Source organism: Kitasatospora sp. NPDC001095 (assembly GCF_053598615.1).
Map to the genome: position 1 here is coordinate 1 of NZ_JBSFKQ010000058.1, position 18,427 is coordinate 18,427.

Consider the following 18,427-nt stretch of genomic DNA (forward strand, 5'->3'; position numbering starts at 1 on the left):
GAGTCCTTGCCGCCGGAGAAGAGGATCACCGGGCGCTCGAACTCCCCCGCGACCTCGCGGAAGACGTGCACCGACTCGGCCTCCAGCGCGTCCAGGTGGGACAGCGCGAACGGGGTGTCGTCGGTCCGGACCGGGCTGTCCGTCGCGGTGGTCATGCCAGGCCCCTCTCGGTCAGGAAGACGTACAGCTCGGCGGCGGACTCGGCCACCTCGCGGCCCCGGGTCTGCAGGCGCAGCTCGGGGTCCCGCGGCGCCTCGTACGGGTCGTCCACCCCGGTGAGGCCGGAGATCTCCCCGGCGGCCTGCTTCGCGTACAGGCCCTTGACGTCGCGTTCGGCGCACAGCTCGACGGGGGTGGCGACGTGCACCTCCAGGAACTCGGTGCCGTTCGCGGCGTGGCGCTCGCGCACCGCGGCGCGGGAGTCCGCGAACGGGGCGATCACCGGGGCCAGCACCTTGACGCCGTTCGCCGCCAGCTTCTCGGCGACGAAGCCGATCCGGGTGACGTTGGTGTGGCGGTCCTCGCGGGAGAAGCCCAGGCCCTTGGAGAGGAACTCGCGGATCTCGTCGCCGTCCAGGACCTCCACCCGGTGCCCCTCGGTCCGCAGCCGCTCGGCGAGGGCGAACGCGAGGGTGGTCTTGCCCGCGCTGGGCAGCCCGGTCAGCCACACGGTGGCGCCGCGCTCGCAGGGTGCGGCCGTAGGGGCCGCCTCTGCGGCTCCGTCGGCGGCCAGGGTGTGAGCTGTCACGGGTTCTTCCTTACGCAGTGGTTGACGGTTCGTCCGGCGGGTTCGTCAGAGGTGGATGCCGCACTCGGTCTTGCCGGAGCCGGACCAGCGGCCGGCCCGGGCGTCCTCGCCCTCGCCGGGCTTGCGGGTGCAGGACAGCGGGGAGCAGCCGATCGAGGTGTAACCCTCCCACAGCAGCGGGTTGAGCAGCACGCCGTTGGCGGCGACGTAGGCGTCCACGTCCTCCTGGGTCCAGCGGGCGATCGGCGCGATCTTGACCTTGCGGCGCTTCGGGTCCCAGGACACCACCGGGGTGTTCGCCCGGGTCGGCGACTCGTCGCGGCGCAGCCCGGTCGCCCAGGCGTCGTAGCCGGCCAGGCCCCGGTCGAGCGGCTCGACCTTGCGCAGCGCGCAGCACAGGTCCGGGTCGCGGTCGTGCAGGTGCGGCCCCAGCTCGGCGTCCTGCTCGGCCACCGTCTTCAGCGGGGTGAGCGTGATGACGTTGACCGGCATCGTCGCGGCCACCGCGTCCCGCGTCCCGATGGTCTCCGGGAAGTGGTAGCCGGTGTCCAGGAACACCACGTCCACCCCGGGGAACACCGAGGACGCCAGGTGGGCGACGACCGCGTCCTCCATCGAGGAGGTGACGCAGAACCGCGGGCCGAAGGTGTCCGCGGCCCACCGGAGGACCTCCTGCGCGCTCGCCTCCTCCAGCTCGCGGCCGGCCCGCTCCGCGACCGACGCGTGGTCAGGAACGGTGCTGCTCATGTGACGTACCCCCGTGGTCGGTCGGTGCCAGCAGGCCGAGGAACTTCAACTGGAAGGCGCGGCGGCAGCCGTGGCACTCCCAGGCGCCGTGCCCGGCCTCGGAGGGGCGCAGGTCCTCGTCCCCGCAGTACGGGCAGAAGAAAGGGGCCGCTCGTTCACTCACGACAGCTGCTCCTCGGTCGCCCGGGCCGCCCACTGGGCGAAGCGCTCGCCCTCGGTGCGGTCGGCCTGGTAGCGGGTCAGTACCCGTTCGACGTAGTCGGGCAGGCCCGCGCTGGTGACCTTGAGGCCGCGGACCTTGCGGCCGAAGCCGGCCTCCAGGCCGAGCGCGCCGCCGAGGTGCACCTGGTAGCCCTCGACCTGGTTGCCGTGTTCGTCGGTGACCAGCTGGCCCTTGAGGCCGATGTCGGCGACCTGGATGCGGGCGCAGGCGTTCGGGCAGCCGTTGATGTTGATGGTCAGCGGCTCGGCGAAGTCCGGCAGGCGCTGCTCCAGCTCGTCGATGAGCGTGCGGCCGCGCTCCTTGGTCTCGACGATGGCGAGCTTGCAGTACTCGATGCCGGTGCAGGCCATGGTGCCGCGGCGGAACGGCGAGGGGGTGACCCGCAGGTCGAGCGCCTCCAGGCCGGCCACCACGGCCTCGACGTGCTCCTCGGCGATGTCGAGGATGAGCATCTTCTGCTCGGCGGTGGTGCGCACCCGGTCGCTGCCGTGGGCGGCGGCGAGGTCGGCGATCCGGCCGAGCAGTTTGCCGTCGACCCGGCCGACGCGCGGCGCGAAGCCGACGTAGAACCGGCCGTCCCGCTGCCGGTGGACGCCGACGTGGTCGCGCCAGCGGGCGGCGGGCTCGGCGGGGGCGGGGCCGTCGAGCAGCGGGCGCCCGAGGTACTCCTCCTCCAGCACCCGGCGGAAGCGCTCCACGCCCCAGTCGGCGACCAGGAACTTCAGCCGGGCGCGGTTGCGCAGGCGCCGGTAGCCGTAGTCGCGGAAGATGCCGATGACGCCGCCGTAGACGTCGGGCACCTCGTCCAGCGGGACCCACGCGCCCAGCCGCACGCCCAGCTTGGGGTTGGTGGACAGGCCGCCGCCGACCCACAGGTCGAAGCCGGGCCCGTGCTCGGGGTGGACCACGCCGACGAAGGAGACGTCGTTGATCTCGTGCGCGACGTCCAGCAGCGGGGAGCCGGAGACGGCGCTCTTGAACTTGCGCGGCAGGTTGGAGAAGTCCGGGTTGCCGATGAAGCGGCGCTGGATCTCCTCGATCGCGGGCGTGCCGTCGATGATCTCGTCCTCGGCGATGCCGGCCACCGGGGAGCCGAGGATGACGCGCGGGGTGTCACCGCAGGCCTCGGTGGTGGACAGGCCGACGGCCTCCAGCTTCCGCCAGATCGCCGGGACGTCCTCGATCCGGATCCAGTGGTACTGGATGTTCTGGCGGTCGGTCAGGTCGGCGGTGCCGCGGGCGTACTCCTCGGAGACCTCGGCGATCGCCCGCAGCTGGGGGACGGTCAGCCGGCCGCCGTCGATGCGCACCCGGAGCATGAAGAACTCGGCATCCAGCTCGTGCGGTTCCAGGATCGCGGTCTTGCCGCCGTCGATGCCCTCCTTGCGCTGGGTGTAGAGCCCCCACCAGCGCATCCGGCCGCGCAGGTCGGCGGGGTCGATCGAGTCGAAGCCCCGGTGCGCGTAGATCGTCTCAATGCGTGTCCGCACATTGAGACCGTCGTCATCCTTCTTGAACTGCTCGTTGGCGTTCAGGGGGGTGTGGTGGCCCATGCCCCACTGGCCCTCGCCGCGGTGGCGGGTCACCTTGCGGGCCGCTGCGGGGCGGCGCTCGGCGGCGCGGTCGGCCGTGGGCTCGACGGTCTCGGGGGAGGTGGCCATGGTGAAGTCCTTCGGGGCAGGTGGCGCTGGCGCCGAATGGGTCGCGGGGCGTGCTCGGCCGTGCGGTGCTGCTCTGACCTGCGGATTTCTCAAGGCCTTGAGGGCAGTGACCGGGACCGGGCGGGCTCCTGCGCATCCGCTGCGGCGGGGATGGCGGAGAGGGTCGACGCCGGGTGCGGTGGTGCGGGCGGCGTTGGGCTCAGGTCACCGGACAGATGGCGCTGGACACGCGAAGGAGATCGACGTGGAGTCGACCTACCAAGGTGGTTCCGGCGCTAGACATGGCAAGAGATTCGCACGGCGCGGGACTCGCGGTCCACTAACATCCGAATAATGGACGCTGATGTTCCGTCATGTGGGACACCCGGATGTTCCCGCCGCTCCCCGCCCGGACGCCCGGCCACACGTCCCCGCCCCGGGGAGATCAACCGCGCGGCCCCGGCCCGATACGGTTGGCCCTGTGCAAGCAGCAGGCGATACGAGCAGACCGAACGCCGAGCGGCCCTCCCGACGCCGGGGCAAGGGCTCCCGGCGCGCGGCCAAACAGGCCACCTGGTACCGCACGGCGTGGGACCTGGTGAAGGACACCACCAACACCTGCGTTGAGTACCGGGTCACCGGGCTCGCCGCGGAGGCGGCCTTCTTCACCCTGCTGTCGATCCCACCGCTGCTGCTCGGCCTGGCCGGCACCCTCGGCTACCTCGACCAGTTCCTCGGCGCGGAGACCATCGAGCGGCTCAAGCACGACATCGTCTCGGCCTCCGGCACGGTGCTGTCGGACTCCTCCGTCAACGACGTCGTGGTCCCGCTGCTCAACCAGGTGTTCGACACCGCCCGGCCCGACCTCGTCTCGATCGGCTTCCTGCTGTCCCTGTGGTCCGGCTCCAGAGCCCTCTACATCTTCATCGACACCATCACCGTCATGTACGGGCTCGACGGCAAGCGGGGCATCGTCAAGACCCGGCTGATGTCGCTCGGCCTCTACTTCGGCGCCCTGGTGATCGGCTCGCTGGTGCTGCCGCTGCTGATGGCCGGGCCCGGGCTGGTGGAGAACGCCGTGCCGGGGGTGGCCGGGCTGGTCGGCGCCCTCTACTGGCCGGTCGCGATCGTGCTGCTGATCGTCTCGCTGACCACCCTCTACCACCTGGCCGTCCCGGTCTCGACCCCGTGGCGCGAGGACATCCCCGGCGCCCTGGTCGCCTTGGTGGTGCTGGTCTTCTGCAGCGTCGGCCTGCGGGTCTACCTGGTCAGCTCGATCGAGGGCCGCTCGGGCGAGGGCCCGTCGGTGTACGGCTCGCTGGCGGCGCCGGTGGCCGTCCTGCTGTGGATCTTCGTGGTGGCGCTCGCGGTGCTCATCGGCGCCGCGATGAACGCCGCGATAGACCGCCGCTGGCCCACCCTGGAGACCGCCGACGCGCGCGCCGAGAACGAGCGCGCCCACGAGGAGGCGGCCGCCGCCGTGGTCCGCGAGGTCGCCGCCCGGCGGGCCGTCGAACGGGCCCGGCGCGCCCGCGAACTCGGGCTCGCCGAGGGCGTCGAGGAGGAGTGGGGCGAGGACGAGGGCGACGACGTCGACGCGCCCTCCGAGTACCCCGAGCGGTGGGCCGACGTGCTGGCCGCGGACAACGTGCGCGGGCGGCTCACCGCCCGCGGCGGGCCGCACCACCGGCCCGGACCGCCGCCGCCGGACAGCGACCGGCCGGCGGGGCCGCCGCCGGGAGGTGTGCCGGGGCCGCAGCCGGGCGGGCAGCCGGGAGCGCCCGGTGCGGGGGGTTCGCAACCGGGCGGGCAGCCGGGAGCGCCTGGTGCGGCGGGTTCGCAGCCGGGGCCGGTGCCGGGGTTCCCGCCGCGGCCGCCCCGGCCGCCGTGGGAACAGCGGTAGGCGGGCGGACGACAGGAGACGGGCAGGGCCTCTCCCGCGGGTGCGGGGGAGGCCCTGTCGCGTCGGTGGGTCAGGTGGCCGACCGGGGGGAGGCCCGGTCCGGCGGGAGGCCGTGGCGGGGGTGCGGCTCGGCCGGGGCGGCGGGGGTGTAGGCGGCGGGGACCGGACCGGTCGGGGCCGCCGGGTCCGTGGGGTCCTGGGCCGGCGGGTTCTGGGCCGGCGGGTTCTGGGCGGGCAGGGTCGGGGCTGACCGGTTCTGGGCGGGCGGGTTCTGGGCTGACGGGTCGTACGGGTCGTAGGGTGACGGGTCGGTCGCGAGCGCCTCCGCCGTACGGCCCTGGGGCTGGGTCGGGAGCGGCTCCGGGGAGGGCCGGTGCGGGTCCAGCGCGGTGCGACCGGAGGAGTCGCTCAGCTTGATCAGCAGCGCCAGCATCAGCCAGTTCGCCAGCAGCGACGAACCGCCGGCGGCCAGGAACGGCAGCGCCTTGCCGGTCAGCGGCACCAGCCCGCTCACCCCGCCGACCACCACGAACACCTGGAGCGCCAGCGCCGCCGACAGGCCGGTCGCCAGCAGCTTGCCGAACGGGTCGGTCAGGCCGATCGCGGTGCGCAGACCGCGCTGGATCAGCAGCACGTAGACCAGCAGCACCGCGGTCACCCCGGCCAGGCCCAGCTCCTCGCCGATGGTGGTGAAGATGAAGTCGCTGCGCCCGGCGAAGCCGATCAGCCAGGGCCGCCCCGAGCCCAGACCGGTCCCGGTCAGGTGTCCGGTGCCCAGGCTGAACAGCGCCTCGGCGGGCTGCTCGGAGATCGCCTGGTCGTGCACCGGCTTGTAGTAGTCGAGCGGGTGCAGCCAGGCCTCGACGCGGCCGTGCACGTGCGGCTCCACGGTGCCGACCACCGCCGCGCCGCCGACCGCCATCAGCAGGCCGAGCACCACCCAGCTGGTGCGCTCGGTCGCGACGTACAGCATCACGATGAAGACGCCGAAGAAGATCAGCGAGGTGCCCAGGTCGCGTTCGAAGATCAGCACCAGCAGGCTGACCACCCAGATCGCCAGCACCGGGCCGGCGTGCCGTCCGCGCGGCAGGGTCAGCCCCCAGAGCTTCCGCCCGGCCAGCGCCAGCGCGTCCCGGGAGGCCATCAGGTACCCCGCGAAGAAGATCGTGATCGCGACCTTCACGAACTCGTCCGGCTCGAAGGAGAGTCCGAACAGCCGGATCCAGCGCTTGGCGCCGAAGCTGTCGCCCGGGGAGAGCACCGGCGCGGCCAGCAGGACCAGCGCACCCGCCATCAGCAGGTAGACGTAACGCTGGAAGAAACGGTGGTGCTTGACGAGGACGATCAGCGCGAGCGCCACCGCCACCGAGACGAACACCCACATCAGCTGGGACGGCGCGGCCGGGATCTTCTGGTAGTCGCCCTTCGCGGCGTGCGCGGCCTTGTAACTGAAGTCCAGCCGGTCCAGCAGCACCAGCCCGAAACCGGTCAGGAAGACGCCCAGCGGCAGGATCAGCGGATCGGCGTACGGGGCGAACCTGCGCACCGCCAGATGGGCCACCCCGGCCAGCGCGCCCAGCGACAGGCCGTGCACCAGCAGCCCGGGCGGCATCCGGCCGGTGAGCGCCAGGTCGGCGTCGATGTGTCCCGCCAGGCAGACGGCCACCGCGAGGGTCAGCAGGCCCAGTTCGATGTTGCGGTGGCGCGCCGCGAGGCGGCGGCCGTCGCCGCGTGCAGTCGTTCGCACCTCTTGTCATCCCCTTGTCGAGCACGTGGCGGGTCTCGCCGACGGCGCATCCTGCCAGACGTTTGTGTCTTCGCCGCGGTTGCCGGAAGAAGCGGCAGGAGGACAGAACTTTGCCTGGGCAAAGCTTTGTTGGGGCCGGGTAAAGCCTTGTTCAGGCCCGGGTATAGAGGCGGGCCCCGGATGCGGCGGGGCGGCCGCGCACGGACATCATGGCCGGGCGCCGGGGTGCCCCGGTGCCGGGGCGGCCGACCCGGGGTTGCCGACCGGGCGGGGCCGCCGGGACGAGCGAGGTGAGCGGGCGGATGGACGCAGTGGTGGACGGCGCGGCGAGCGGCCTGGCGGGTGGCCTGGCGGGCGGCCCGGTGGGCGGCCCCGCTTCGGTGCTCGCCTACAGCGGGCCGCCGCCGTGGCGGTGGTCCGACCTGGCGACGTCCTGGACGGTGGAGCCGCTGGTGCTCACGCTGTCGGTGCTGCTCGCCGTCTGGTACCTGGCGGCGGTGCGCAGGGTCGGCCGGGCGGCCGGGGAACGGGCGGCCGGGGAGGCGGTCGCGGGGGGCGGCGGGGACCGGGACGGCGGTGCGCGGCGCGGTGGCGGGCGGCCGGGGACCGGGGCCGGTGGCGGGCGCTGGCAGCCCACCCGTACCGCGGCGTTCCTCGGCGGGCTGCTGCTGTGGATCTGGTGCACCTGCTCCGGCCTCGGCGTGTACGACCGGATCCTCTTCACCGACCGGGCCGTGCAGGTCGTCCTGCTGCTCATGGTCGTCCCGCTGCTGCTCGCGCTCGGCGCGCCGGTCTCGCTGCTGGTCGAGTCGGCGCCGGCGACCCGGCGGGAACGCCTCCTGCGGGCGCTGCGCAGCCGCCCGTCCAAGGTGCTGATGTTCCCGGCGGTCTCCACGGCGCTGCTGATGGCGCCGCCGTGGCTGCTCTACTTCACGCCCTGGTACGAGTGGTCGGTGTCCAGCGGGCTCGGGAACACGGTGCTGCACCTGGCGCTGGTGCTGCTGGGCCTCGCGTACTTCTGGCCGCGCCTGCAGATCGACCCGGTCGGGCACGAGTACCCGCACCTGGTCGGGCTGTTCATCACCTTCGCCGAGGTGATCTTCGACGCGGGACTCGGGATCGTGCTGATCTACGGCGGGCACCTGGTCGCCGAGCACCACTACGTGGCGCTCGGGCGGCCGTGGGGGCCGAGCCTGGCACAGGACCAGACCTGGGGCGGCAACGCGTTCTGGGTGCTGGGGGACCTGGTCGGGCTGCCGTTCCTGGCCGCGCTGGTGCGGCGGATGGTCGTGCAGGGGCGGGAGGAGACCGAGGCGGTGGACGCCGAACTGGACGCCCGCTTCGCGGCGGCGGCCGCGCGGGCACGGGCGGCGGGGCAGCCGGAGGAAGAGGAGACGGGGATGCGGCCGTGGTGGCTGGACGACCCGAACCTCAAGCACCGGTACGGAAGAGGATAGGGCGGGCCAATTTTGGCCCGCTGAGTCCTCCCCGGCACCCCCTCGCCACGTTTCCGCACATAGAGGGAAAAGCCCCGCCGAAGCGGGGCTGGAGGGGGAGGGAGCACCGGTCACGGGGTGTAGAAGAGGGCCGTTGCCTCCTGGATCTGGACGACGGCGCGGGCGAAGGTCTCAGGTGCTTTGCCCCACGGGTCGGTGATGCCGGTGCCGAGGATGCGGACAGGGCGGTTCCGGCGGCGAGCGCATCCACGTAGTCGGAGTGCGTCCCGGGCCAGGAGAGGGGATCAAGGAGCCAGCCCGAGGGGTTATCGCTACCGGGGCCAGCCTCACGAAGCAGGGACTTGGGGAGCTTCCCGCCGTCGCTGCCGAGGGCCTGGGGGGTGAAGATGCGTACCGGGGCCGGGCCCGGCAGCCCGATCGCAGCGTGCGCACCGTCGACATCGCGAAGATTGCCGACGACGTCGACGAACTCCTGGCTTTCTATGACTTCCCCGCGGAGCATTGGGTCCACCTGCGCACGACAAACCCCATTGAATCAACCTTTTCAACTGTGAAGCTTCGAACGAAGGTCACCCGCGGCGCGGGGAGTCCGGCCGCGGCGCCGGCAATGGTGTTCAAGCTGGCAGGGTCGTCGCAGGCCCGCTGGCGCGCGGTCACCGCACCCCACCTCGTGGCCCTCGTGCGCGCCGGCGCGCGGTTCGAGAACGGTCACCTCGTCGAGTGCCCCGAGGCCGCCGTCGCCTGACCATCAGTCACCCGTAGTGCAAATCTTGACAACTGCTCAACGGTAACTGAGCAGATCTCCAGGCTGACAGTCCAGCACCTCGCAAATGGCCGCCAGGGTAGAGAAGCGAACCGCCTTGGCTCGGCCGTTCTTCAGGATCGACAGGTTGGCGATGGTGATGCCCACACGCTCGGCCAGCTCGGTGAGGGTCATCCCGCGCTCGGCCAGCACGGCGTCAAGGTGCACCTCGATGCGGTGCGGCTCGTCCTGGCCGGAACCCATATCAGACCAGCCCTTCCACATCGTCGCGGAGCTTGCTGCCATGGTCGAACGCTTCGGCCAGCGCGAAGAGCACGAGACCTCCCAGCAGTGGCATGAACGAGATCTCCAGCGGGACTGTCAGATCCGCGCCGCTCCGAGCCTCGCCGACCAGGAAAATGTGGCACCCATAGGTAAGGAACTGTACGGCTGTTCCGCCGAATGCGGCGATCACGCCCGCCTGGCGCAGGCGGCGGGGAATCCGGGCATGGAACGGGTCGCCCGCCTTCATCGCACGGGCGAGCGCGTACAGCGGGATGGTGACCGCGAGAACGACGAGCAGTGGACCGGCGATGGCCAGCCGGCCGGCCACATACTCGGCGAGGCCGGGATCCGACAGTCGCACCAGCACGTCACCGCCTGTGATGTCCGCGGTCTGCCCGTTGAGGCCGGGTACGGCCCGTTCGATCGCGCTCTCACTGACCTTGGCCCGTACCTCGACGAGACCGAAGGTTCGGTCCGTCACGAAACGGCGGAGAGTGCTGCCCGTGACGAGCGCGACCGCGGCGCCGACCGCGGAGGCGGCGATGGCCGCGCCCAGCAGCATGCGGAACAGTCCGGACGCCTCTCTGCGCGTCCGCTTGGCGAGTGTGTTGCCGAGCGCGGCAAGACACAACGCCACCGGGACGATCACTGAGCCCCCGTCGACCAGATCTCCGAGCCTGTCCCTCAGGAAGTGAAGGCCGACAGCCACTGCGCCGAGGAGGACCAGAATCGCCAGGCCGCCGAGGGCGTCCTTGGCCGTGGCCTCCTTGTCTGCTGACGTGTTTTCGCTGCCAGGGGTGGGCTGGCGGTCGGTTGTGCTCACGGTTCCCTCCGATGTCGAGCCGTGGCGGAAGCCCGGCTACATCGATAAACGATAATATCGTTTATCGATAACCGCAACAGATGGGTCCGTACGCGTATCTCGGACCGGCTCGTTCGCACCCGGACGCGCAGGGCCCGTGGTGCCCGCGCGTGACCAGCCAGAGGAGCCACCTGGCAGGCCGCACGATCCATCGGCATGGCGGTCGCCTGTCGCAACCGTCGCCCGGCAGCCGACTGGCCCTCTACACCGCCTACGAATCGGTCACAAAGCCGGCCGCCGTTGCCTGGTCGCACGTCACCCAGACCACAACTCTGGACGATTGCTCGCGCGAGCACTTGGACTCAAGGTGATGTCGTGCTCGAAGCGGATGTACTCGCTCACCGGCTCGGAGACGATCCGGGCCCGGCGGACAGCGACACCGCGGTCAACGGTCCGGCGGATCAACTCCAGCCACGGGCGCCACCACGACGCACGGTCCGCAGGGTCGTCACGGTGGCCGGCCTGCCAGGCGAGGAACATGGGGTCGTCCCGCATGTACCCGTTGCGCATCTCAAGATGCAGCGCTGACTCCTGGCACTGAGTGAGGAGTTCCGTGGCCGGGCAGCTTGAGCTGCGCCCGACGCTCCTCGTCCAGCACCTTCCCCCCGGATGAGGTAGTTGGACCGAGCTTGCAGCATGCAACGGCCCGACCACTACGAGTTTGCGGACGTTTGCGCGAGCGGGAGGGCACGATGGACTGGATGGACGCCCCCAAACCGGCGGTCCACCCCGCAGGTCAAAAATAGGTTGGCCGAAATCCCCCGCCCCGCTAGCGTGTGACACATCCGGTTCGGGGGCCATTGGGCCGCCCGAGGAGTAGAGAGCAGGAGGTGAACCCCAGTGGTCGTTGTCGCCCCGATAGCTGCCCAGGGCAGCACTCGCGTTCACCTCCTTTCCCCGGCCGCCGGCTGAGCCCTTCACGCCAGCCGTAGCCCGCCGGGACCATCTCCTCCCGAAGGGCCACTGCGTTGTTCAACGCTGCCTCCGTTCCGTCGTTCTCTTCTCTCTCTTCCTCGTCGCCGTCGTCCTCCGCTGACGCCTCCGTGCTGGCCGGCTACGGCTGGACGCCCGAGCTCGCGGAGCTGTTCACTCCGTTCGGCGAGGCCGGGCTGCTCCCGGCCCGGATCGTCCGGGTCGACCGCGGCCAGTGCGACGCCGTCATCGCCGACCCGGAGACGGGTGAGTTGCGCACCGTCCGGTTCGACACCCGGCCGGTGGGCGACGCCGACATGATCAACTGCCCGTGCACGGGCGACTGGGCGGCGGTCGACCTGCACGCCCAGCCGATGGCCTCCGTCGCCGCTCTGATGCCGCGCTCCACCGCGATCATCCGCAAGGTGGCCGGCAAGCGCTCCGACGGCCAGGTGCTGGCCGCCAACGTCGACACCGTGCTGATCGCCTCCTCGCTCGCCACCGACCCCGACCTCGGGCGGATCGAGCGCTTCCTCGCCCTGGCCTGGGAGTCCGGCGCCGACCCGCTGGTCGTCCTCACCAAGGCCGACCTCGTCGACGACGCCGACTTCATCCGGTCCGACGTCGAGGCGGTCGCCCCCGGAGTCACGGTGATCGTGGTGAGCGCCGAAACCGGCGAGGGCATGGACGTGCTCCGCGCCTGCACCCCCGGCACCACCGCGGTGATCGGCCAGTCCGGCGTCGGCAAGTCCACGCTCACCAACGCGCTCGTCGGCATCGACGTGATGACGGTCCAGGAGGCCCGCGCGGTCGACCAGAAGGGCCGCCACACCACGACCACCCGCGAGCTGATCCCGCTGCCCGGCGGCGGCGTGCTGATCGACACCCCCGGGCTGCGCGAGGTCGGCCTCTACGGTGGCGAGGGCGTGGACCTGGCCTTCGCCGACATAGCCGAGCTGGCCGAGGAGTGCCGCTTCCACGACTGCGGCCACCACACCGAGCCCGGCTGCGCGGTGCAGGCGGCGCTGGCCGACGGCACCCTGCCGCAGCGCCGGATGGACAGCTACCTCAAGCTCCAGCGCGAGAACGAGTGGATCGCCTCGCGCTCGGACGCCCGGGTGGCCAAGACGAGGCTGAAGAAGTGGAAGACGATCAGCAAGTCGATGCGAGCCGCGGGAGGTTCGGTGAAGCGCTGACCCCCGGCGCGGGCCGGCCGCCGCGCAACGGCCGCCGGCCGGCCTCCGCCGGGCCCGCCCGGCTCAGCGGAGGTCGGCCGTCAGCCGGAAGCGCTGCAGGACCACAGGAGTGGTGTCGTCCACGGTGAACTCCGGGTCGTCGAGGGCGTCGAGCAGCTCCGGGCTGCTCCAGAACTCCTCGTGGGCCGCGCGCCACTCGGCCACGCTGGTGCATCCCTCGCCCTCGTCCAGGGCGTGCTGGAGGTCGACCTCCGCGAGCGGGACCACTCGGACGTCCGTGGTCTCGATCACGGCGACCCTGCGGCCGTCCGAGTCGAGGACCGCGGCGCACTCACCGGGCAGCGGCAGGGGTTCGCCCTCGTGCTCGTAGTCGGCGACCAGGCCGGTGGTGCTGGTCTTGGCGCCGTCGAGGATCGCGGCGACCAGCTGGTCCCGCAGCGGGCCGGGGAACGCGAACTCGGCCGGAGGCAGGGCGACGACGCGCGGGTCGTCCGGACCGGTGTAGGACTGCTGCTCACTCATGGCGCGAGGGTAGCGGCGGGACGGCCTATGGGCTCGCGAATTTCGGGCCCGGCGGCCGAGGCCGCCGGCTGGGAGCCGGTGGCTGGTGGGTCCAGTGGGCCGGGAGCCGGTGGTGGTGGGCTCGTGGGCTATGGGGCTGTGGGGCTGTGGGCCGTGAGTCGTGGGGCCATGGCCGTGGGCCGTGGGTTATGGCCCCATCGGGTGGCGGGTGGCGGGTGGCGGGTGGCGGGTGGCGGGTGGCGGGTGGCGGGTGGCGGGTGGCGGGTGGCGGGTGGCGGGGCGGGAGGGGTGGGGTGGGGGAGGGGGAGGGCCCCCGAAGTGGCGATCAACGGCAATGTCCGATTTCCGCCAGTCACCCCCCACCCAGTGCCGCAAACTGGACAGCGTGATCGACGACGACATCCGGTACCGAGCCGTGGACAGCCGTGACTCCCGCTTCGACGGGGTCTTCTTCACGGCGGTCACCACCACCGGCATCTACTGCCGTCCGAGCTGCCCCGCCGTGACTCCCAAGCGCGTCAACTGTGTCTTCTACCCCAGTGCCGCGGCCGCCCAGGGCGCAGGATTCCGCGCCTGCCGGCGCTGCCGCCCCGACTCCGTGCCGGGCTCGCCCGAGTGGAACCACCGCGCCGACCTGGTCGGCCGTGCGATGCGTCTGATCGGCGACGGCGTGGTGGACCGCGAGGGCGTCGACGGCCTGGCCGGCCGCCTCGGCTACAGCGCCCGCCAGGTGCAGCGCCAGCTGACCGCCGAGCTTGGTGCCGGCCCCATCGCGCTGGCCCGAGCCCGCCGCGCGCAGACCGCCCGCCTCCTACTCCAGACCACCGAACTGCCCGTCACCGACGTCGCGTTCGCGGCCGGCTTCGCTTCCGTCCGCCAGTTCAACGACACCGTGCGCGAGGTCTACGACCGCACCCCCAGCGGCCTGCGCGCCGAGGTCGCCGCCGGCCGCCGCGGCGCGACCCCGGCCGGCGGCCTCACCCTGCGCCTCGCCTACCGCGGTGCGCTCGACAGCGAGCACCTGATCGACTTCCTCGCCCTGCGCGCCGTCCCCGGCGTGGAGGAGGTCGTCCCCGGCGCGCGCCCCGGCGTGCGCGTGTACCGCCGCACCCTCGCGCTCCCGTACGGCCACGGCATCGCCGAGGTCGAGGGCCTGGCGCCGGGCGAGCCGCCCACCCGCGGCTGGCTCGACTGCCGCCTGCTGCTGGCCGACCTGCGCGACCTGCCGACCGCCGTCCAGCGCCTGCGCATCCTCTTCGACCTGGACGCCGACCCGCTCGCGGTCGACGAGCAGCTCGGCGCGGACCCGCTGCTCGGCCCGCTGGTCCGCGAGCGCCCCGGTCTGCGCTCGCCCGGCCACGTGGACCCGCACGAGCTCGCCGTCCGCGCCGTCCTCGGCCAGCAGATCAGCGTCGTCGCCGCCCGTACCCTGGCGGGGCGGCTCGCCGAGAAGTACGGCACCCCGCTGCCCGAGCCCAGCGGCGGTCTGCGCCTGCTCTTCCCGACCGCGGCGGCCCTGGCCACCGCCGACCCCGAGGACTTCGCGATGCCCGCCGCCCGCCGCCGCGCGCTCACCGGCCTGTGCGCCGCGCTGGCCGAGGGCGTGGTCCGGCTCGACAGCGGGGTCGACCGGGAGGATGCCGCGGCCGGTCTGCTGTCTCTGCCCGGCATCGGCCCCTGGACGGTCGGCTACCTGCGGATGCGGGCCCTGGCCGACCCGGACGTCTTCCTCCCGAGCGACGTGGGCGTCAAGCACGGCCTGCTCCGCCTCGGCGCCGCCGGGGACCCGAAGTCCGCCGCCCGCGCCGCCGAGGCCTGGGCGCCGTGGCGGTCCTACGCCGTCCACCGGCTGTGGGCCGGTCCCGCCGGCACGGGCCCCGCCGGCACCGCTCCCGCCGGCACCGCCGCCGCGAGCAGCGGCATCAGCATCAGCACCAGCGCCACCGGCATCAGCGCCACCAGCACCGGAACGGAGAACGAACGAGCATGAGCACCACCGTCTACACCACCATGGAGAGCCCCTTCGGTCGGCTGCTGCTCAGCGGGGTGCTGCCGGAGGACGGCGGCCCGGCCGCGCTGGCCACCGTCACCGCGCCCGGCCAGAAGTACGCGCTGGCCGAGCCCGCCGACGACTGGGTGCTCGACCCGGAGGCGCTCGCCGAGCCGGTGGCCCAGCTGACCGACTACTTCGCCGGCAAGCGCATGGGCTTCGACCTCCCGCTCGCGCCCGAGGGCACCGAGTTCCGCCGCAGGATCTGGGCCGCGCTGGACGAGATCCCGTACGGCAAGACCGTCACCTACGGCGAACTCGCCGTGCTGGCGGGGCAGGAGCCGCGCATGGTCCGGGCGGTCGGCGGCGCGGTGGGCGCCAACCCGCTGCTGGTCGTCCGCCCCTGCCACCGGGTGCTCGGCGCCGGCGGGGCGCTCACCGGCTTCGCCGCCGGCGTGGACCGCAAGCGCTGGCTGCTGGACCTGGAGAGCGGCACCCTGTTCTGACCACCGGGGCCCGGGCGCTCAACCGGAGCACTCAGCTTGAGCGTTCAGCCCGAGATTCCAGCCGGATCGCTCAACTCCTCAGCTCCACCCGCCAGTTGTTGCTGCGCATGAACCGCCCGGGCGGGAACTCGAAGTTCGTCTCGCCGAGCAGAGTGAACCCGGCCTTCGCGCAGACCGCGTTGGAGGCCGGGTTGTCCACCGACGGGAACGCGTGCAGGTGCGGGTGGGCTGCCTCGCGGCGGGCGGCCGCGACCGCCGCGCGGGTGGCGGCGACGGCGATGCCCCGGCCCTGATGGCCGGGCAGCACGTTCCACCCCATCTCGTGGACGGTCCGGCCCTCCCACGTCCGGGTGCCGTAGCCGACCGACCCGACCGCCTCGCCCTCGGGCAGCAGCACGATCCGGTACATGCAGCCGAGCCCGGACGGGACGAAGTCCAGGTAGCGCCGGTGCCGTACGAGCAGTTGCTCCTCGCTCTCCGGCCCGCCGACGTGCTTCTTCATCTCCGGCGTGTTGATCCGGCGCAGCAACGCGAGGTCGCCGTCCGCCCAGGGTTCGATCCGTACCTCTGCGGTGGTCACGCGGGGACGGTAACGCCGGGCGAGTCCCGGCGACCATCGGTTTTCACCCGGCCGCGGGCGCCTGCTCGGCCCCGGCGCCCGGCTGGGCGAGGGCGCGGGCGAGCTGGTCCAGCGCGGGCAGGGCGTCGACGACCGCCGCGCGGTCGGTCGGGTCGAGGGTGTCGAGCGCGGCGGCGATCCGGCGCTCGTGGGCGTGCTGCCAGTCGTCCAGCTGCCGGCGTCCGGCCGGGGTGAGGGCGATGCGGGCGGTCCGGCGGTCGCCGGGGTCGGCCTGGCGGTCCACGAACCCGGCGTCGAGCAGCTTCCCGACCAGCCCGCTGACGGTGTTGGGGGCGAGACGCTGCCGCGCGGCCAGCTCGCCGACCCGCAGCGGAGCGGCGGCCAGCGTCTGGAGGAGTTCGACCTGCGCCATCGGCAGGGACTCCCACGGGTAGTCGGTGCGGATGCTGCTGCGCAGCGCGCGGCGCAGCCGGGTGACGGTGTCGGTCAGCTGTCGGGCGTGCTCGACCGCCGGGTCGGGGCTTCCGGTGGCGGGGTCGGGAACGTGTGGTGACGACGGCATGGCGGACAGCGTATCGCCTGGTGCGGGGCGGTTCTGCGGCCGGTTCGGGTCCCGTGCGCGCGCCGGGTCGCGGCTCTGTGCGGGCTTCTCGGCAGGTGTCCGCCGGGCGCCGTCCGGCACTGCCCGTACCGCACAGTCCCCACCACACGGTCCGTACCGCGGGAGGGTCCTGTCGCAGAGCGATCTGCTCGTAGCACGAACATATCTGTATCCGATATATTCGGCCTATGAACGCCACCGCCCTTGCCTCGCGGCTGCTCACCGAGCGGCCCCGGCCGCGCGGTATAGCCGGCTGGCGCCACGCCCACTGGCTCGCCGTCGGCACGGTCTGCCTCGGCGCCTTCCTCGGCCAGCTCGACGCCAGCGTCATCGCCCTGGTCTTCCCCGCGCTCGGCCGCCACTTCGACGCGGGCTTCGCCGCCGTCGAGTGGGTCGCCCTGGCCTACCTGCTGGTCCTGGTCGCCCTGCTGGCCCCGATCGGCTGGCTGTCCGACCGGGTCGGCCGCAAGACGATGTACATCGGCGGTTTCGCGGTCTTCGGCCTCTCCTCCCTCGGCGCCGGATTCGCCGGCAGCCTCTGGGTGCTGGTCGGCTGCCGCGCCGTCCAGGCGGTCGGCGCCGCGATGATGCAGGCCAACAGCGTCGCCCTGGTCGCGCGCGGCGTCCCCGGGCACGCGATGCGGCGCGCGCTCGGCATCCAGGCCTCCGCCCAGGGCCTCGGCCTGGCGCTCGGGCCGAGCCTCGGCGGGCTGCTGGTCGAACACGCCTCGTGGCGCTGGGTGTTCTGGGTCAACGTGCCGATCGCGGTGTTCGGCCTCCTGGCGGGCTGGTACCTGCTGCCCCGCACCCGGACGGCCGACGCCCCGGCCCACCTCCCCACCGGCGCCCCCACCACCGTGCCGGGCCCCCGCCGGACCGATCCCCGGGAGACCCGGGAGACCCGGGAGACCCGGGAGATCCGAAAGGCCGGCGAATCCCGCGACCCCCGAGAGCCCGCCGCCCGCTTCGACCTGCCCGGCATGCTGCTGCTCACCGGGGCGACCACTTCACTGCTGCTCGCCCTGTCCACCGCCTCCGGCCTGCCCCTGCCCGGCTGGGCGGCGGCCGCCCTGCTGCTCGTCTCCGCCGTGCTGGCCCTGGCCCTGGTGCGCCAGGAGCGGCGCGCCGCCCGGCCGATCCTGGCGCCCGGACTGCTCAACACCCCGGGTGTGCGTTCCGGTCTGGTGGTGGCGCTGATCGGCTACCTGCTGCTGTTCTGCCCGCTGGTGCTGGGCCCGGTGCTGCTCACCGGCGCGGGGGTGTCGACGGCACGCGCGGGCCTGGTGGTCACCCTGCTGCCCGCCGCGTTCGCGTTCGCCGCGACGGTCGGCGGCGGGCTGCTGCCCCGAGGCTGGTCGGACGTGACCAGGTGCCGCGCCGGTGCGCTGCTCGCGGCCGGCGGACTGGTGCTGTTCGCCCTGCTGCCGGCCTCGGACGTGTCGGCGCTCCCGCTGCCGGCCGCCGGCTACGGGCTGGGCCTGTTGCTGCCCGCCAACAACGCCCTGGTGATGCGGGCGATCCCGGCGCAGTGCTCGGCGGTCGGCGGCGGCATGGTGAACATGGCCCGCAGCCTCGGCACGGCGCTCGGCATGGCGCTTTCCGTCCTCGGTGTCCATCTGGCGGGCGCCGAGTCCGGTGGGCGGACGGTGCTCTTCGTCCTCGCCGCCGCCGCGGCCGCCGCCGCGCTGCTCACCCGGCCCGCCCGCTCCTGAGCCCCGCGGACCACGCCCAGCGACCTGAGCCCAGCGACCTGAGCCCAGCGAATC

18 protein-coding genes and 2 pseudogenes are annotated in these 18,427 nt (G+C 72.9%); 7 read left to right on the forward strand and 13 right to left on the reverse strand.

Going from position 1 to position 18,427, the window contains the following annotated elements; translation table 11 throughout:
• The 6 genes and pseudogenes from ACWDBB_RS31475 to ACWDBB_RS31500 all read right to left on the reverse strand — a co-directional run.
• A pseudogene (locus ACWDBB_RS31475) lies at positions 1–155 on the reverse strand (sulfate adenylyltransferase subunit CysD); the annotation flags it as partial.
• Complete coding sequence (gene cysC, locus ACWDBB_RS31480) at positions 152–733, reverse strand: adenylyl-sulfate kinase (protein WP_449792845.1); 582 nt, start codon at positions 731–733, stop codon at positions 152–154. The gene cysC and the pseudogene ACWDBB_RS31475, both read right to left, overlap by 4 nt.
• A gap of 60 nt (positions 734–793) precedes the next feature.
• A complete protein-coding gene (locus tag ACWDBB_RS31485; protein WP_449792814.1) occupies positions 794–1,495 on the reverse strand; it encodes a phosphoadenylyl-sulfate reductase in 702 nt (233 codons plus the stop codon).
• Positions 1,476–1,658, reverse strand: a complete 183-nt coding sequence (locus ACWDBB_RS31490) for a hypothetical protein (protein ID WP_392869085.1) — start codon at positions 1,656–1,658, stop codon at positions 1,476–1,478. The genes ACWDBB_RS31485 and ACWDBB_RS31490 overlap by 20 nt, the downstream gene beginning before the upstream one ends.
• Positions 1,655–3,379 carry a nitrite/sulfite reductase gene (locus ACWDBB_RS31495; protein WP_449792815.1) on the reverse strand — a complete coding sequence of 575 codons (1,725 nt, stop codon included), beginning with the start codon at positions 3,377–3,379 and terminating at the stop codon, positions 1,655–1,657. The genes ACWDBB_RS31490 and ACWDBB_RS31495 overlap by 4 nt, the downstream gene beginning before the upstream one ends.
• Before the next feature lie 199 nt (positions 3,380–3,578).
• Positions 3,579–3,662: a putative leader peptide gene (locus tag ACWDBB_RS31500; RefSeq protein WP_318264789.1), complete on the reverse strand. Its 84-nt coding sequence runs from the start codon at positions 3,660–3,662 to the stop codon at positions 3,579–3,581.
• 177 nt (positions 3,663–3,839) lie between these two features.
• On the opposite strand from ACWDBB_RS31500, the gene ACWDBB_RS31505 reads away from it, so the two are divergent.
• Positions 3,840–5,261 (forward strand): YihY/virulence factor BrkB family protein, encoded by a 1,422-nt coding sequence (locus tag ACWDBB_RS31505; protein ID WP_449792816.1) that lies wholly within the window; start codon positions 3,840–3,842, stop codon positions 5,259–5,261.
• Between the two features lie 70 nt (positions 5,262–5,331).
• On the opposite strand, the gene ACWDBB_RS31510 is transcribed toward ACWDBB_RS31505, so the two are convergent.
• On the reverse strand, positions 5,332–7,008 hold the full coding sequence (locus tag ACWDBB_RS31510) for an FtsW/RodA/SpoVE family cell cycle protein (protein WP_449792817.1): 1,677 nt from the start codon (positions 7,006–7,008) through the stop codon (positions 5,332–5,334).
• Positions 7,009–7,310: 302 nt separating this feature from the next.
• Here ACWDBB_RS31510 and ACWDBB_RS31515 point away from each other — a divergent pair, with 302 nt between their 5' ends.
• The gene (locus tag ACWDBB_RS31515) at positions 7,311–8,465 is read left to right on the forward strand and encodes a cytochrome c oxidase assembly protein (RefSeq protein WP_449792818.1); all 1,155 of its coding nucleotides are present in this window, start codon (positions 7,311–7,313) and stop codon (positions 8,463–8,465) included.
• Positions 8,466–8,904: 439 nt separating this feature from the next.
• Positions 8,905–9,210, forward strand: a pseudogene (locus ACWDBB_RS31520) (transposase); the annotation flags it as partial.
• Positions 9,211–9,246: 36 nt separating this feature from the next.
• On the opposite strand, the gene ACWDBB_RS31525 reads toward ACWDBB_RS31520, so the two are convergent.
• The 3 genes from ACWDBB_RS31525 to ACWDBB_RS31535 form a co-directional block, all read right to left on the reverse strand.
• Entirely contained in the window at positions 9,247–9,513 is a 267-nt protein-coding gene (locus ACWDBB_RS31525) for a helix-turn-helix domain-containing protein (protein ID WP_449792819.1), read from the reverse strand.
• Complete coding sequence (locus ACWDBB_RS31530; protein WP_449792820.1) at positions 9,473–10,315, reverse strand: hypothetical protein; 843 nt, start codon at positions 10,313–10,315, stop codon at positions 9,473–9,475. The genes ACWDBB_RS31525 and ACWDBB_RS31530 overlap by 41 nt, the downstream gene beginning before the upstream one ends.
• 294 nt (positions 10,316–10,609) lie before the next feature.
• Positions 10,610–11,155 carry a DUF6879 family protein gene (locus tag ACWDBB_RS31535; protein ID WP_449792846.1) on the reverse strand — a complete coding sequence of 182 codons (546 nt, stop codon included), beginning with the start codon at positions 11,153–11,155 and terminating at the stop codon, positions 10,610–10,612.
• Between the two features lie 242 nt (positions 11,156–11,397).
• On the opposite strand from ACWDBB_RS31535, the gene rsgA reads away from it, so the two are divergent.
• Positions 11,398–12,462, forward strand: coding sequence for a ribosome small subunit-dependent GTPase A (gene rsgA, locus ACWDBB_RS31540; protein ID WP_449792821.1), 1,065 nt, complete (start codon positions 11,398–11,400; stop codon positions 12,460–12,462).
• 63 nt (positions 12,463–12,525) lie between these two features.
• Here the strand turns inward: rsgA and ACWDBB_RS31545 are convergent, their stop codons facing one another.
• Complete coding sequence (locus ACWDBB_RS31545) at positions 12,526–12,984, reverse strand: ASCH domain-containing protein (RefSeq protein ID WP_392869073.1); 459 nt, start codon at positions 12,982–12,984, stop codon at positions 12,526–12,528.
• 334 nt (positions 12,985–13,318) lie between these two features.
• Here ACWDBB_RS31545 and ACWDBB_RS31550 point away from each other — a divergent pair, with 334 nt between their 5' ends.
• On the forward strand, positions 13,319–14,974 hold the full coding sequence (locus ACWDBB_RS31550) for a DNA-3-methyladenine glycosylase 2 family protein (RefSeq protein ID WP_449792822.1): 1,656 nt from the start codon (positions 13,319–13,321) through the stop codon (positions 14,972–14,974).
• Positions 14,971–15,480: a methylated-DNA--[protein]-cysteine S-methyltransferase gene (locus tag ACWDBB_RS31555; protein ID WP_449792823.1), complete on the forward strand. Its 510-nt coding sequence runs from the start codon at positions 14,971–14,973 to the stop codon at positions 15,478–15,480. Before ACWDBB_RS31550 ends, ACWDBB_RS31555 begins: the two co-directional genes overlap by 4 nt.
• 70 nt (positions 15,481–15,550) lie before the next feature.
• Here the strand turns inward: ACWDBB_RS31555 and ACWDBB_RS31560 are convergent, their stop codons facing one another.
• Both ACWDBB_RS31560 and ACWDBB_RS31565 read right to left on the reverse strand, forming a co-directional pair.
• Positions 15,551–16,060, reverse strand: a complete 510-nt coding sequence (locus tag ACWDBB_RS31560; RefSeq protein WP_449792824.1) for a GNAT family N-acetyltransferase — start codon at positions 16,058–16,060, stop codon at positions 15,551–15,553.
• A 43-nt stretch (positions 16,061–16,103) separates the two neighbouring features.
• Positions 16,104–16,622, reverse strand: a complete 519-nt coding sequence (locus tag ACWDBB_RS31565) for a MarR family winged helix-turn-helix transcriptional regulator (RefSeq protein WP_449792825.1) — start codon at positions 16,620–16,622, stop codon at positions 16,104–16,106.
• A 227-nt stretch (positions 16,623–16,849) separates the two neighbouring features.
• Here ACWDBB_RS31565 and ACWDBB_RS31570 point away from each other — a divergent pair, with 227 nt between their 5' ends.
• Positions 16,850–18,373, forward strand: coding sequence for an MFS transporter (locus ACWDBB_RS31570; RefSeq protein WP_449792826.1), 1,524 nt, complete (start codon positions 16,850–16,852; stop codon positions 18,371–18,373).
• The last annotated feature ends 54 nt before the right edge of the window (positions 18,374–18,427 follow it).